Source organism: Pedobacter sp. SYSU D00535 (assembly GCF_017355855.1).
In the GTDB taxonomy this organism is placed as follows: Bacteria; Bacteroidota; Bacteroidia; order Sphingobacteriales; family Sphingobacteriaceae; genus Desertivirga.
In genome coordinates this window covers 96,558-111,939 of the sequence record NZ_JAFEWD010000013.1, presented here as the reverse complement: position 1 = coordinate 111,939, position 15,382 = coordinate 96,558, and the positions used below count along the sequence as shown (strand labels likewise).

The window sequence follows — 15,382 nt, the reverse complement described above, 5'->3', positions numbered from 1 at the left end:
TTTCTTTGTTTAACAAGGAAGTAAAAGAAAAAGATTGTAAAAAGAAAAGGTCGCAGCACTAGGCCACGACCTGTATAGTAAGATCTCTATCCTCTACTGGTTAGCCGTTCCTAGAAGACTTTCTTCTTGTTCACAACCACGTTCTTTAGTTGGAAGTTATCTATAATAGACGTGTTTATATCTACAAACTTTTTCGCCGTCACGTCGATGTTCTCGAACCTAAAGTCTGATAACTTGTAACCGAAGCCTTTAGAAGGCTTGACTTCTTTCGCCGCTCCCACGTTAAAAAAGTTTTCGCAATCCAACTTTATATTACGCATAGTAATATGGTGACTTGTTGATGTTCCTGATACTTCCTCTCCTTTCAGGTCGAAGAACTGGGTCCAGGGCCGAATGAAAATGAAGTTGCCAATATCGTGGCCTTCGATGTCTTCTACCAACACATACTCGTAATTTTGAGGAGTGTCCGGCCGCATCTTCAGCCAAAGCAGGCGCTCCGCATGGTTCACTTTGATGCGTCTCAGAATAATATTGCGATCGTGGAGCGACTCACTTCCGAAAGTCAGCGCACCATGACAGAATCCATAAGTGCAGTCTTCAATGATAATATTATGATTAGCTCCGTTATTAGGATCCTTATCGGCACGAGGACCTTTACCGCCTTTAAGCGCTACAGCGTCATCGTTTACAGACATATAGCAGTTTTTAATCAGAACATTCTTACAGGCATCAATATCAACAGCGTCCGTACTCGGAGCTTTTACGGGTTCTTTAGGCGAGTAAATGTACAGGTCCAAGAGCTTTACATTTTCTGATTTATACAAATGTGTAGTCCAAAATGGGGAGTTTATCAACCTCACTCCCGAAAGCTGAACATTTTTACAATTGGATATATACACAAGCCTGGGTCTCATCTCATCCATATTAGTACAATTTGGATTAAAAGCGCGTCTAAGCCAGAAAGACCTCCAGTAGCGCAGTCCATTGCCATCAATAGTTCCTTTGCCGGATATTGTAAAGCCGTCAAGGCCATCCGCATTTACCAGTGCAGCAAAGTATTTCAGGGTTTGCCCCTCCATACGCGTCATCACCAGGGGAAAGTTGCTGATATCATCGCTGCCTTTCAGACGGCCGCCTTCTTCCAGATGCAAATGCGTACCCTTTTTGAAAAACAGCGAGCCGCTAAGAAAAGTTCCTTTTGGAATAATCACTACGCCACCGCCGTTCTCATGCGCTCTGTCGATCACAGCCTGCAGAAGTTTCGTCTGGATAACGGTACTGTCGTTAACAACGTTGAAATCTGTGATCCGGTAGTGTTTCCCCAATTTGTTGATGTCCGTCGGTTTGTTTTGGCGGAACCATTCTGGTATCGGTGTTCCATCCGGAAATACTTCCTTTGCCAAAGCTGTAAAGTTCAGCGTAATGGAAACAATAAGCAGCAGTGCAAGCCTCAGTTTTTGCGTAATCATTAAGTTCTTCTTCTTGTCTAAATTGGTTAAGGAATATTTTTAATTCCGTTGCTAAATATCGGCCAAATTTATAAAATGAGAAAGTATCGTCGGAGAATGATGTGTAATAACATCGTTGCTCACCTGATGTCTTCACTCTATCTCTTTCATTAGGTTCTCCTATATCATAAATAAGGCGAAATAATTTTGGAACAATCATTCCAATTTGTACTTTTGGAACAATCATTCCAATATTACATGATGAAAAGATTTCAAGGACAAACCGTAGTTATCACAGGTGGCAATAGCGGCATCGGGTTCGCAACGGCCAAGGCGTTTAAGGAGCAAGGCGCCCAGGTTATTATTACAGGACGCTCTGCCGAGAAGGTTGAGGAGGCAGCCTCCAAATTGGGAGTTAATGGTGTGGTCGCGGATGTGGCCGACCTTTCGCAACTGGACAGCCTTGTAGAACAGGTGCAGGGAGCCTATGGACAGGTTGATGTATTGTTTGTAAATGCGGGAATTTTCGTGCTTGAACCGGTAGGTGCAATTAGCGAGCAAAACTTCGACGACCTAATGGATATCAATTTTAAAGGCGCTGTGTTCACTACCGAAAAATTTCTACCAGTTTTAAAAGATGGAGCGGCAATAATTGCTCTATCTTCTATCGCTGCATACACCGGATCACCCAATTTGGCTATTTATTCAGCATCGAAGGCCGCCCTGAACAGTTACGTGAGAACCGCCGCTATCGAGCTTTCGAAAAGGAATATACGAATCAACGCTGTTAATCCCGGACCAACAAGTACGCCTATCTTTCAGAAACTCGGTTTTCCTGAGGAGCAGACCGCACTTATAAAAGATCATGCAAAATCTCAAATCCCCCTCGGTAAACTGGGAGAGCCAACGGACATAGCTGAATTAGTGACCTTCCTTGCTTCCAGTTCTGCCAGCTTCATAACGGGGGGCGAGTTTAATATTGATGGTGGGATGCTCATTAAAACCTGATGCACTTATAGTTCTAAAGTGTATTTTTGAGACATTTACAGGAGCGGAATGGCAAGAAATAAGCAATTCGACGAGGACGAAGTATTGCAGAAAGCGGTACACATTTTCTGGTGCCAGGGCTACAATGCAACTTCGATTGATGATATAGTTAAGCACCTGGGTATCAACAGAGCCAGCTTGTATGATACGTTCGGAGGCAAGAAGCAGCTGTTTCAAAAAGCCGTCAGTAGATACGTCGAGGAAAACACCCGGGCGCTGAACGCGCTACTTAGCACCTCCTCCTCGGTAAAGGAAGGTATCCGGACCTTGTTTAGCATAGCTATTGAGCAGGCAGTTGCGGACCCTGAGCGCAAAGGCTGCCTGGTGGTAAATACCTCAACAGAACTGATGCCTAGCGACGAGGAAATTGGAAGCCTTCTATCCCTGAATAAAGTAAACTTTGAAGCCATTTTGACTGAGTATTTGAAACGAGGTCAAGAATCAGGGGAGATTAACAGCAGTAAAGATATCCAGGCTACTGCCGCCTATCTGGTTACGTTCTTCAACGGCCTGAAAGTCTCGTCAAAAGTAAACCCTACCAAAGCTTCCTTATCTGCTACCGTCGAACTTGCTTTGTCTGTTCTGGACTAGAGACAACTTCTCAGTGAATAAAGCAATCGTTTTTATTCACTGAGAGTTCGTATGAGTCTTCCTAATCAAATATTCGATTGCTTACCCTTGCCCTGTGCAGATCCTTTTGCAGGATACTCAAGTGAGCCCTTCAACTCGTCAATTCGGTCAGGATCAAACTTTGGTATCTGGATTTCTCCGGCAGCGCGCCATTTCTCCACCTGGGCTTCGACTTCGGCCTTTCTTTCTTCCGGCAGCTCCTCATCCCGGCTCAGGTAAACAAGCTGCGAGGGCAGAGCAAAGGCAGTTCCGCTGGCACCTACTACGTCCATCATCCGTAAAAGCAAATCTTCCTGAATCTCGAGAAACTCGTCGAAATCAAGCGCCTTGATGTACGCATAAACTTCCAGCTTCAGCGCATCCGCTCCAATTTCCACAAAACGCACCCGGGCGGGGGAAGGGTCTACCTTAGGATGAGCGTACAAAATGCTACGCAATTCCACCAGCAGGTAGCGGATTTGTTCGGGGTTGGTTTCAAATCGCAGCCTGAAGCTGGGATTGAACAGGAACTGATCACGCGTAGCAAAGGTCTCAATTTTCTCGGACGAAAAATCTCCGTTGGGAATGGTTACCATCGTGCGATTAATGGTGCGGATACGGGTAGATCGCATCCCAATTTGTTCAACAGTACCGGATATATCTCCAACCTTGCAATAGTCGCCCACCCTGATGGGCTGGTCGGCAATGAGTGTAACACTCCCGACAAAGTTTTCTACAGTTTTCTGTGCTCCCAAAGCCAGGGCAATACCACCTATCCCCAGGGCCGCTAAGCCTGTAGTCACGTCAAAACCCAGTGTGTCGAGCACAAGAATAATAGCCAAAACGATCAGTGCTACTTTTGCTGTCCTTCGTAAAAAAAGTATAGCGGAGACGCCCGCCTGATTTTGATGGTGTGATAGGCGTCGCTCGAAGAATCGGGTAGTGACCCCGAGTAGCTGCCACAGCAACAGCATTACAGCAATGATGGCCACAATTACCATAATGTTGCTTGATCCCTGACGTAAAATAATGGAGATCCCGGACTCTTGCATCCCTGCGGAAAACAACCAAATCGTGATATAAATCCTTATAGGGAGCGCAAAGGCTTTAATAATGCCTGCAGTTGGTTCAACTTTGGCTTTGGGATAAAAAAAAGGAATTAGAAAGAGTGCAAGATGGGTAATGCCCCAGGCTAAAAGATAAGCGATAAGCAATAGCAGAATGGCGCCCAGCCAATGAGAAACTGGCACCCCTCCCCATTTAGTTCGATCGAGAACGGGTGGTGAAATACGATCGATGAACGGAGCTATAGGAGCTTCCTCCACTAGAAGAGGTACTCGCTGGATAGTTTCTGAGGAGACCAGCCAAACTGGCGCACCCGTCGTGTCTTGTGTTTTTTCCAGTAAGATATCAAATTCCTCGTTGTTTATAGAGGCTGTTCCCACCTTCTCGAGGCTGGGACCCAGATTGTCGTCATCTGCTCCTGCAGGATCATCACTAATCATTGAATAAGGCAGGATATGCCCGCTGTTATCGAGCAGTCGTTGAAGAGAACGAGCCAGTGCCTCCCTGTTCTGATTTCTTTTTAATGCAGAATCGATTCGCAGGTACATAGAAGCCCGGGCATAGTTTTCTGAAGCTACCGCTGCAATAAAACCCTCTACCGCTCCCCTGGGAGTGCGGCGACCGAGGGAATCGGGTAACCAGGCAGGCTCAGCATTAGCAGAACTGCTGGTATCATTTGATAGCAATTCTGCCTGCCCCATGGTATCGGCGGCAAAAGCGAATAAAAAGAAACTTAACAAGCAGTAGGGGGTAATTATCCTACGAAAAAAATTCTTCACAGATCTAATGTTTAATGTTCCACACGATTGGCGATGGGCAAGGTGTAGAGCTCAGCTTGCCATCCTGTATCAATTGCTCATGGAACAGCTTCCACGGCCTTGCTGTTTCAAAAAGGAGTCTTTTTCGAATAAGAAATACTTTAACAATCAAAAAGCTTCCCCTTGGGTTGAGGACATTGCAAACAGAAATAACGTTACTTTATCTTCACGATTCCCTTTCTGTATAGATCGAGTGATGATTGCAAAATCCGGACGATAGTTTTAAAATGTAAATCTGTTTTCGAATTAACTCTCAAAATTTTCATCCGCGAGCGGCTCCCTTGTTCCAACTCCGGATCTTCAAGATACTTCCCCTCCACCATCAGAACATAGGGTTCCCCGGTGTTTTTATCGGTCCACAAATAGCAAAAGTGCTTTCCACGATAGCAAAAACATGGCATCCCATACTTTCGAGTTTCTGTAATGTTCATGTCCTGATCCAGAATCAAGGTTCGCAAGGCAAGCAGGCAACTCCTCACCGGTTCTTCCTTTTTAAAATAGAAATTATGAAGTTCCTCGATCATAGTAAAATAGGTTGATAAGCCTGCATGCCGTCTATAACCTTGATTCGATTTAAAGTAAATTTACTCGTTTACCAGCCTCCTTATTCTAATTTTTTTGGCTGCATAATTATGTAACCAAATGGTTTTATATTTGCAGGTATAGTACCAGATATGGAGTTAAGACGAGATGCTTGTGTTACAGAACCTTTGCTTTAACCGTAGACTTAGCGGTCGCATTTATTTTCATTTTTACATCTCCCACGGCCATGCTCATGTTTAAAATCATGTCGCTAGTAGTATCTGTAATATAATTTAAAGGAATATCATAGATCATTTTACCAGTACCAGAGCCTGTTGCAGTCGAATTAGCCTGCTCTGCTTTCATATCCAAAGTAATAGCCTGGGTATAGTCAAAAAAAGCCTGCTTTTCTTTGACTTCTTTCAAGGTATAATTAATCTTAACCACCAGGTTCAAGCTGTTGGCTCCGGCTGGTACAATCATGGGCAACTCCTGGGTAAAAGTATCTCCCTGCTTCATCGGTTTATCGGGAAACTGAACAGCATTTAGCAACTGAGAAACCATTTTCTCTATCGCCTCTTTCATCTCAGCAGAAGAACTGCCCTCTATCGCTTCAACACTCAATTTGCCGCTTTCGGTGGCATAACCCTTAATCTTCAGACCGCTAAACTGATTCGGTTGTTTCATTTCCTTTCCCTGCATGTTCATTGTTACATCCATCTTATTGTAGCTGATGGTCAGTGGAATCCGCCTGTCAGCAGTTAGTTGGCCGGTTTGGGTAGAAAGGCTCATCTCCTGAAGCATGTCCATTTGCATGGGAAGCTCTAGCCCATTCGATAACATTTGATTCCGTTTTGCGGTATCACCGAGAAAGTCCATCTCCATTTTCATATCGTTCACCATCTCGGTGGTGTACGTTTTATTGGGTAAAAACTTCATCCGAAAGTCCACCTGTTTTTGCGAAAAGGCTGAAAGGCTGAAAACGGCGGCGAGCACAAAAATCGATACGGTTCTGGTTAATTTCATGAGTTAAATATCTGAATTAATCTGTGAACTACTATGCACAGTTACATGATTTCTATTCCACTTATTGTTTTGTCAGAACCTTTAGCAAATCCGCATTCCTCCTATTTAACCGGAAGCTTCCACTTCTCAATCAACTGATCATTAAGACCACCCTCTCTGGCATTGGGTGGTACGAAGTAGGTTCTGCGATCTAAAAGTATTCAGAAAGATAACTGGATTGTCGCCCCTCGAGTATAAAAACAAGTACAACAAAGAGGCAGTGAACGAGTAAGTGTATGGCACAATGACATTGGGTTACAGAAAGCAACCAATAAGCGGAGGTCTGCTATTCAGGGCCGGTGTATCGCCAATTTTTACAAAAGATAGTTTTATCCCCTATTGGCCCTATATCGCCTTCGGCTATGCTTTCTGAGGAATAAAGATCTATCACACTTATCCTGCTGGCAGTCGCTGTATTTCTTCTGCGACTTGATACTGCCCGACTTCAAAGCCGTACCGTCCTGTAGCGGGTGTATTACTGCCCGCGGTTTGCTTTTTTCACAATCGATCTGACCTCCTTGTCGAGCTGCTCGGAACTTTGCCGTAACATTGACACAACGTTCCTCAGCTCATCAGACATTTCCATTTGCTCTATGAGCGAAACCAGTCCCAGAACATTAGCCAGGGGAGCTCTGACCAGATGAGCTTGATCAAAGGCGACCTCGTTCAATGCTGTTCTTTCATATGTTTCTCAGCCTCAGTCTCCAATTTCTTTCTCAGCAACTCGTTTTCATACTTTCTTCGATGGTCTACCCGCATTTTATCGCTGCACTAAACAAAGCAGGGAATGAGTTTGAGGCTCCCTGTATATTCAATTTATTCCCAATGCTTCCCGGTGCAATTTCAGCAAGGGTTCTACAAAGAGCTGATAGTAAAACTTTCCACCTTTGCTTAAGCTGTTGACATAGGGCTGTCACCTTGGCACCGCACCTTTGCTGTGTAAACTTTTGCACATGGAAAACCTGAATATAGTTCTCGGGGCTACCGGGCAGGTAGGCTCCTATCTCATCAATGAAATTAAAAGAAAAGGTCACCCGGTAAGAGCAGTGGTGAGGAATCCAAAAAAACTGCGGGACAGGACTATCGAGACCAGGATAGCCGACCTTTTTGATGCTCGACAGCTTATGGAGGCATTTAAAGGCGGAACAACTGTTTTTATTTTAACACCTGAAAATCCGGCTTCCCATGACATCATCGGTGAAACGCAACAAATCGTAGATAACTATAAACTAGCTATTCAAGCCGCAGGAATTAAAAAAGTGATAGGCCTTTCTTCTGTAGGTGCACATGCCGACGGAAACACGGGTAATCTAGTGATGTCTAAACTATTAGAAGAGGGTGTTAGAGACGTAGATGCAGAAATAATAATTGTGCGGCCATCCTATTATTTCAGTAACTGGTTAGGTTACCTGGAAACGGTTAAACAATACGGCCTGCTACCATCTTTTTTCCCTGCTGGTTTGAAAATCGAGATGAATTCGCCCCTCGATTTGGCGAAGTTCATTGCGGAGAAAATGATTACCCCTTCAACTTCGACCCACCAAAAACTTTTTGAACTAACGGGACCTCAAAAATACAGTGCGGCCGATGTCGCGAACACCCTTTCGACATTACTTAATAGAAATGTCACGGCTCAATCAATACCGAAAGAAAAGTGGAGCGAAACACTGTTGTCTGTGGGTTTTTCTGAAAATTCGGCAAGAAATCTGGTAGACATGACCCAAGCGGTTATCGACAACAAAACGGTCCCGGAATATGCCAGCGAAACCATTAAACTTCCCACAACTCTCGCATCGTTTTTAGAGCAACAATTGAAGCAGTAAAGGAGATGGAGTGTGAAGCAGATCGAAGACCAGCAACAAAAAAGTAACCTTTTCAACTACTCCTCGTTGAATCGGGTATGGACCAATTATTTACGATTGTTTATTTGAGTAATGCAACCGAGGCATTAAGCTCTGAGGAATTAAAAGACATACTAACGGTAAGCCGCGCCAACAATTCGAAAATGGGAGTTTCGGGAGTACTGATCTATTGTGACGGCAATATTCTTCAAGTTCTGGAGGGTTTAGAAGAAAATGTGTTGAAGGTTTATGATAAAATTAAAACTGACCCGCGGCATACGGACTTGATAATTCTTCAACAGCGTGGTATTTCCGGCCGTAGTTTTGAAGATTGGTCTATGGGCTTCAGAGCAAGCAGTAAAGCGGAATTTGAGCAGATTGAAGGCTATCTTAATCTTCGAAAGCAGGTCGAAAACAACGGTAACGACAGTCTGGACCAGGTGAAGACTTTACTGGTAGATTTCATTAACAACAACCGTTAAAGACGCCTATTGGCGCCGAATTTGCTTTTAATCCCCCGCAATTAACAATAGCGGGTTCTTCGACAGCCCGTCATGTTTAGTATCTGATGCCGGAAATCGGCTGCACTAATTCATAATAGGTGCCTTTGATACATTGAAAGATGGATTATTATTAATTCTTTGTTTCCAGACTAACTATTTGCTGAAGATCAAAAGAATGCAATAAACTCAAATAGTTACAACGCGTTCTGCAGGTTAACTTTTAAAACCGTACCTTCGCAAACTCCTGAACCAAAAAGGATTCAGAGGTTTAAACAACAAAACAGGCTTTTGCCTGGTTCCCTTCTTTTAATAAAATCATTGAAAAAGATTACCGATTACAGAAAGCTGTTTGGAGTAGCAGACGACGCAGGATTGCAGGAGTTAAAAACAATTTATCGCCAATTGATGAAAAATTGGCATCCGGATAAGTTCCAGGATAGTGAAGAAAGTAAGGCTGCGGCTGAAGAAAAGAGCAAGTCAATCATCGAAGCTTATCATTTCCTGGTAAGCATCGCTCCGGAAACGAAAGAAAAAACAGCTTCAGCATATGCCCTTACCATTGCTTCTGCTATTCTTGATTTCCAATACCGAGCACAAACGCTAACAATAAGCTTTGCAGATGGCAACGAATATGAGTATTTTAATTTGCCTAAAAATGTATATGTAAAGTTCATTAATGCGGATTCTCCCGGACGTTTTTTCAGAAGACATATTTCCGGTAGTTATCTTTACAGAAGTACATCCAGATTAGCAGCTACAGCTTAAGTATTTATGCCAAAAGTCGCCCATAAATTCAAGCATATTTTACCCCACGAGGGCACCGAAATTTTGATCCTCGGCACTTTTGTCCCTGAGGGTGAAGAGGATACCGATTTCTTCTACGGAAGACCCCGGAATTACCTGTGGCATTTATTGCCTATTTGCTGGAAAGGGCAGTCTTTGAAAGAGGCTCCATTAAGTGAAAAGCAACATTTCATGCAGAAACGCAAGATCGGCTTCGCTGATCTTATTGATGCACTTGAAGTACCGGAAGGTGAAGAAACTAACACAGACGATGCATTTGTCGATACGCATGTACAGCAATGGAATGACATTATTTCGATCATCGACTCGCTGCCTGCACTGAAATCAGTATACTTTACCCGGAAAACCTTCAATGGTATTCCTAACCTCAAGGTACAAATGGCTGTGATAGCAGCACACTGTAAGCAAAAAGGCATCCGGATTTGTAAACTGGAGACCCCGGCCCGACATTTTAGTGTTGAAAAGCAGCAGCAGTGGATCGATACTATTGTTAAGCAGACAACTTGTTTGAAAGTTTGAGTTTGGGATTTAAAACAGCTTAAGTGCAGGAGAATTAAGGGTGAGACTGGCCCGCAAATTGCGCGGAAAACATCAAGGGGTAAGCGGTTTACCACTATATAAAATAAAAACTACATCACGCGCGTCTAACGATGCGTATTAATTAAACTATGGCAAGATCAACAGAAACATTCAGTAAGAAAGAAAAAGAGAAAAAAAGATTAAAGAAAGCTAAAGACAAGAAAGAGAAGGCCGAAGACCGTAAAGCTAATTCTGATAAAGGAAAAAGCCTAGAGGAAATGTTTGCCTATGTAGATGAGAACGGAAATATCACCTCCACTCCTCCTGATCTGAGCAAGAAGAAGAAAGAAATCAACTCTGAGGATATACAAATTGGCGTGGCCAGACAAGAACCGATACCTCACGATACCGTTAGAAAAGGTACTGTGACGATGTTCAATGAGTCTAAGGGCTTCGGATTTATCAGAGACCAGCAAACACAGGAAAGTATCTTTGTTCATATTAACGGACTCATCGACCCGATCAAAGAGGGCAATAGTGTCACGTTTGAAACCGAGCAGGGTCTTAAAGGACTAAACGCTATAAAAGTTAAAAAAGCCTAGGTAATCATGGTACCAGGCTGGCGCACGCGGGGCCGCGTGTGCTATTGCTTGTGTCAATGTTCTTAACAAAGCTGCATCTCCTTGTCGCCGCAGGAGACTTGGTATTGTTGTGGCCACCTAAACGGTTTGAGACCGAAAATTGAACGCCCCTAGTTCCCTGTCTGATCTTTCTAGCGATATAGACTTCCATAGCCCGCATCCATAAGCTGCCTTTTCGCCCGGGTTTCTGCTTCCCTAGACCATCCCTAGCATCTAGTAACAGATCCAAACTGGCTTTCTGATTGTGCAAATGGTTTAACTACTTTTGATGCATGAGTAAGGTCTATCAAAACGTTATTGCTCCGGGAGACGTTGCCGGATTATTGATCGCTGTGAACGAGACGGTAAAATTGTTCTTCACCCATTATCCTGAACAGCTTCCTGAAAAGTCGATGATCTTTATTCCTAAATACATGATTGGTTTCCTGGTTAAGGGCATAAAGGAGACGCAGCTGTCTCCGCCGGCAACTCACTTCCAGGAACCTTTTAAGAACGGAGGATCCTTCTACTTCGGACTCCCTATTTTTTTTAATCACGAGGACTCTATTGTGGTAATGGCAGAAGATGCCCTCAGCTATCCGGAAGATAATCAACCGATGATCAAGCTCTATTTTGACGACAGAACGGCACATACCGCTTAATCCAGCATTGAATATCCCGGTCACTTTCGCCCTCGAAAACAGATCGGATAACTACTCGAGGAAGAGCGAACATCTACTCAACTGATCAGACGATATGTTATTCATATAGCTTTACATGCTGGACTTGCTTACATTTGAAAATAATCCATCTCGATTCCAATGAGCGAAGGCACCATCCGTTTAAATAAATACATCAGCGAAAGCGGGCTATGCTCGCGCAGGCAGGCAGACAAATACATTGAGAACGGAAACGTATCTATTAACGGCAAGAAAGCAAAAATCGGGGATCAGGTATCACCCAGCGATCGTGTGGTTGTAAATGGAAACCTCATAGAACCCAGAAGATCAGAGGACGCAATTTTTATTGCCTTCAACAAACCTGTAGGAGTAACAAGCACAACCGAAGAAAACGTAAAAAACAACATTGTAAGTTATGTCAATCACAGCGAACGCATCTTTCCTATCGGTCGCCTGGACAAGGACTCGCAGGGACTGATTTTTCTTACCAGTAATGGCGACATTGTCAACAAGATCCTCAGAGCCGGCAATAACCATGAAAAAGAGTATCTCGTCACTGTAGACAAGCCGATCACCGATCATTTTATTGAATCAATGGCTGTTGGCGTTCCTATTCTGGGGATCATGACCAGAAAGTGCACCGTCACCAAAGAAAGTACCTTTGTATTCCGGATAATACTAATTCAGGGTTTAAACAGGCAGATAAGAAGGATGTGCGAACACTTCGGATACCAGGTTACCAAACTGGAGCGCACAAGAATAATGAATATCAGTCTTAAGGGTTTGCCTTTAGGCGAATGGCGGGAGTTAACCGAAGAAGAAAAGGCAGGAATCTTTAGGCTCATAAAGAACTCTAAAACTACGGAAGAGGCTTCGAAACCCACGGGCTCTGCAAAGAAAACAGATCGGCAGCAGCCTGGTAAGAGTTCAGCAGGTACAGCTAAACAGGGAAGATCGAGGCCGGCTACGAAAAGCTTCAGCAAAAGTGATAAGCCGGCAGGGGCACATGGAAAAAGCAAACGTCCTTCAAAGAATCCAGGCAAAAACGTGAAGAGCAGAGCCCCAATCAAGGGAAAGTCGTCAAAACGTGGATGACAAGCTCCAAGAGCGCTTTCCCACGTTAGCTGATACGAGACTAAAACAAAAGCCCAACCTCTTTCGAGACTGGGCTTTGTTCTTTAAAGGCCACCGTTCCCCTTCTAGGGCTTTCGTCTGGCTTACTTCATCGGCGTGCTAACTGATTGTATCGATGTTATTCCCCAGATTTCGGTAATTGATCTTTTCCTGAGGATTGGTACCATTAAGGAATTCTTCCACGTTAGTATAACCATCTCCATCGGTATCCAGAGCGCCGTCTTTCACGTTTTTCGGATCAAGCTTATATTTAATTTCCCATTGATCAGGCATACCATCGTTATCGCTATCAACAGGCACTTGCGCCGGATTGAATGTTAAGTTCGGATAACCTCCCACTTCAGATATATCTTTAATGATACCGGTTGCTGTCATCGGTTTTCCTGTACGCACCATTTCTGTAACACGAGTATCCACCGCATCACGCTTCGGTAAGGTAGCACCTGCTTTTGCCAGTACAGACTCAAAAGCTGCCTGCGCTGTTTGATGCGGTGCAACTGGCCAACCTACAAAGGGCGTATTTACACGGGCCAGATTCTCGGGTCCACGCATACCAGCCCAGTTATTGTTGGTTGCTTCCTGGTTGCCATGCATAATATTGCCCGCCACATACCACTTTCCGGGGCGATTAGCTGCTTTAGGATACCAATCTCCTTCTTTCCACGCACTTCCAGGGGAGTACATGCTCCGCTGTTCGATACGCGCAAACACTCCCCGCATGTTTTCATTGGTAGCAGGCCCTGGTTTAAAATAGTTATTGATGAGGTTGATCTCAGAAGTTTCATCGCCACCATCTACAGAACGATGACGCCAGTTGAAGACAACATTGTTCCGGAAGTCAAAAGGACCTGACATTCCAATGGAAGGGTTGCGCGCAGTATTGCTGGCAAACAAGTTGTGATGGAATGTAGAAGGATTTCCTCCCCAGGTTCCGCCGAAGGCATGCCCTCGGGCATCCAAAGCTTCGCTGGAAATGGACCATTGTATCGTCACATGCTCTGCCGGATCTTTTATTTGTGTCTTTCCATCTAAGGACGGTCGCATGGTTCTATACATCGACATATTTTCATCCATTCCCCAGCTTGTAGAACAATGGTCGATAATCACATGATGTTGTGGGTATCCCCCGATATTATCATCACCCTGCCCACCGGTGGGGACTCCACGGCGTACCCGCAGGTGCCGGATAATTACATTGTACGTATTAATATTAAGTGTACCAGCAATACAGATACCATCACCAGGGGCGGATTGACCAGCAATAGTAATATCTGGATGATTGATATTTAAATCATTCGCAACTTTTAGCGTGCCCGCGACGCGGAATACCACAATACGTGGTCCTTTTGTCTCTAAAGCAGCGCGGAGGCTACCAGGACCGCTATCGTTCAAATTAGTAACAGCGATAACTCTTCCTCCACGGCCTCCTGTGGTAAACATACCGCCTCCCCATGCCCCGGGAAATGCAGGGATTACAGCTTCGGGCAACCGCGGAGGATGCGGAGGAATTTGTCCGGCTTCGGGTTGTCCATTTTGTGCGAGTACGTCCAGACCTGGACCTAAAGAAGCAAGCAAAAGCAAGCTAGCGCTGAAAATTTTATAGGATCTTCTCATCATCGGTTAATTCTTGATAAAATATTATCATTAGTTTATAATCACTGCTAAATGTATATTAAAGTGGTTTGAAATGAGTGTAACAATTACGTTTAACAAGACAAATTAATTGGATACGACCGGCGGTACGCCGCTCTTTCTCTACTAGAAACTTTGAATATCCTATAGTTTCGGGGATCATAAAGAAGTGTTTTTCTAGCTGCATTGTCGGGTAACAAATAGCTTGGAAATTAATCTTAGCTAAAACTCTTATGAATTCTACTATAGTTAAGAATGGCCTTACCATTGAGTATTCATTGGTAGGATCAGGAAACCCGGCCCTCGTCTTTTTTAACGGCTTTAGGATGCCTTTAGACAGCTGGGATCCTGTGGTCAAACAGCTTTCTCATTCCCACACTACCCTGCTATTTAACAGGTTCGGCATTGGTAAAACCTCCAGAATAGATCTGCCTCATACCGGGAGCAGGGTATTAAGCTTAGTGCAGGATTTGTTAGAGACTTTAGCTATAGAACCGCCTTACATCTTAGTTGCACATTCTCTTGGCGGATTGTTTGCTAACCTTTTTGCGAGGATACATCCGACAGAAGTTGCGGGAATTGTGTTTGTGGATAGCACCCACCCAGAGGAAAAAACAGCACAAACGGCGTTGAAGCCCCCTGCTTTGATTACACGAGCCGTTGAAGGCTTAAAACGGGTCGAAAAGCTGTTTGACCCCTATAAATACTCGGAAGACGAGCACTACGAAGATACCATCGCGGAGATCGACAAAAGCAGCCCTTTTCCTGCAATCCCCATTACTGTAGTGACAGGAACAAAGAAGTTGCCCTTTGTGCCACAACGTAGCTTCCAAATTCATTTGCATTATCAGGAAAAATTATTGGAGCTCTCTCCCTATTCGAAGCAAATTCGGGCGAACAACAGCGGTCACTTCCCGCAGATTACCGAACCGAACCTTGTAAAAGTTGCTATCGAAGAAATGCTAAGAAGGGTAAATCCGTAAAATAGAGGTTTGTTTCGCTATGGCTTGTAAGTCCTTAACATCATCTTATCGGCAGCAACTTAGAACATTTCTCATTATCACAAGGAGCAATT

General features: G+C 44.2%; 15 protein-coding genes. 10 read left to right on the top strand and 5 right to left on the bottom strand.

Going from position 1 to position 15,382, the window contains the following annotated elements; genetic code table 11:
- Window positions 1–110 precede the first annotated feature (110 nt).
- A complete protein-coding gene (locus tag J4N23_RS19130; RefSeq protein ID WP_207429448.1) occupies window positions 111–1,469 on the bottom strand; it encodes a glycoside hydrolase family 28 protein in 1,359 nt (452 codons plus the stop codon).
- Window positions 1,470–1,709: 240 nt separating this feature from the next.
- Between J4N23_RS19130 and J4N23_RS19125 the strand changes: the two genes are divergently transcribed.
- On the top strand, window positions 1,710–2,456 hold the full coding sequence (locus tag J4N23_RS19125) for an SDR family NAD(P)-dependent oxidoreductase (protein WP_207429447.1): 747 nt from the start codon (window positions 1,710–1,712) through the stop codon (window positions 2,454–2,456).
- 48 nt (window positions 2,457–2,504) lie between these two features.
- A complete protein-coding gene (locus J4N23_RS19120) occupies window positions 2,505–3,086 on the top strand; it encodes a TetR/AcrR family transcriptional regulator (RefSeq protein ID WP_207429446.1) in 582 nt (193 codons plus the stop codon).
- A gap of 65 nt (window positions 3,087–3,151) precedes the next feature.
- Here the strand turns inward: J4N23_RS19120 and J4N23_RS19115 are convergent, their stop codons facing one another.
- The 3 genes from J4N23_RS19115 to J4N23_RS19105 all read right to left on the bottom strand — a co-directional run bounded on the left by J4N23_RS19115 (window position 3,152) and on the right by J4N23_RS19105 (window position 6,535).
- Window positions 3,152–4,948, bottom strand: a complete 1,797-nt coding sequence (locus J4N23_RS19115) for a mechanosensitive ion channel family protein (protein WP_370527299.1) — start codon at window positions 4,946–4,948, stop codon at window positions 3,152–3,154.
- Between the two features lie 194 nt (window positions 4,949–5,142).
- Window positions 5,143–5,511, bottom strand: coding sequence for a DUF1801 domain-containing protein (locus J4N23_RS19110; protein ID WP_207429445.1), 369 nt, complete (start codon window positions 5,509–5,511; stop codon window positions 5,143–5,145).
- Window positions 5,512–5,686: 175 nt separating this feature from the next.
- A complete protein-coding gene (locus J4N23_RS19105; protein WP_207429444.1) occupies window positions 5,687–6,535 on the bottom strand; it encodes a hypothetical protein in 849 nt (282 codons plus the stop codon).
- 992 nt (window positions 6,536–7,527) lie between these two features.
- Between J4N23_RS19105 and J4N23_RS19100 the strand changes: the two genes are divergently transcribed.
- The 7 genes from J4N23_RS19100 (at window position 7,528) to rluF (ending at window position 12,636) form a co-directional block, all read left to right on the top strand.
- The gene (locus tag J4N23_RS19100; RefSeq protein ID WP_207429443.1) at window positions 7,528–8,397 is read left to right on the top strand and encodes an NAD(P)H-binding protein; all 870 of its coding nucleotides are present in this window, start codon (window positions 7,528–7,530) and stop codon (window positions 8,395–8,397) included.
- 77 nt (window positions 8,398–8,474) lie between these two features.
- Window positions 8,475–8,897: a BLUF domain-containing protein gene (locus J4N23_RS19095; protein WP_207429442.1), complete on the top strand. Its 423-nt coding sequence runs from the start codon at window positions 8,475–8,477 to the stop codon at window positions 8,895–8,897.
- A gap of 339 nt (window positions 8,898–9,236) precedes the next feature.
- Window positions 9,237–9,683, top strand: coding sequence for a KTSC domain-containing protein (locus tag J4N23_RS19090; RefSeq protein ID WP_207429441.1), 447 nt, complete (start codon window positions 9,237–9,239; stop codon window positions 9,681–9,683).
- Between the two features lie 6 nt (window positions 9,684–9,689).
- On the top strand, window positions 9,690–10,241 hold the full coding sequence (locus J4N23_RS19085) for a hypothetical protein (protein ID WP_207429440.1): 552 nt from the start codon (window positions 9,690–9,692) through the stop codon (window positions 10,239–10,241).
- 149 nt (window positions 10,242–10,390) lie between these two features.
- A complete protein-coding gene (locus J4N23_RS19080) occupies window positions 10,391–10,843 on the top strand; it encodes a cold-shock protein (RefSeq protein ID WP_207429439.1) in 453 nt (150 codons plus the stop codon).
- Between the two features lie 311 nt (window positions 10,844–11,154).
- Window positions 11,155–11,523, top strand: coding sequence for a hypothetical protein (locus J4N23_RS19075; protein ID WP_207429438.1), 369 nt, complete (start codon window positions 11,155–11,157; stop codon window positions 11,521–11,523).
- Window positions 11,524–11,682: 159 nt separating this feature from the next.
- Window positions 11,683–12,636, top strand: coding sequence for a 23S rRNA pseudouridine(2604) synthase RluF (rluF, locus tag J4N23_RS19070; RefSeq protein ID WP_207429437.1), 954 nt, complete (start codon window positions 11,683–11,685; stop codon window positions 12,634–12,636).
- Between the two features lie 138 nt (window positions 12,637–12,774).
- Here rluF and J4N23_RS19065 read toward each other — a convergent pair whose 3' ends face one another.
- Window positions 12,775–14,292, bottom strand: a complete 1,518-nt coding sequence (locus tag J4N23_RS19065) for a polysaccharide lyase (RefSeq protein ID WP_207429436.1) — start codon at window positions 14,290–14,292, stop codon at window positions 12,775–12,777.
- 248 nt (window positions 14,293–14,540) lie between these two features.
- On the opposite strand from J4N23_RS19065, the gene J4N23_RS19060 reads away from it, so the two are divergent.
- Window positions 14,541–15,290, top strand: coding sequence for an alpha/beta fold hydrolase (locus J4N23_RS19060; protein WP_207429435.1), 750 nt, complete (start codon window positions 14,541–14,543; stop codon window positions 15,288–15,290).
- The last annotated feature ends 92 nt before the right edge of the window (window positions 15,291–15,382 follow it).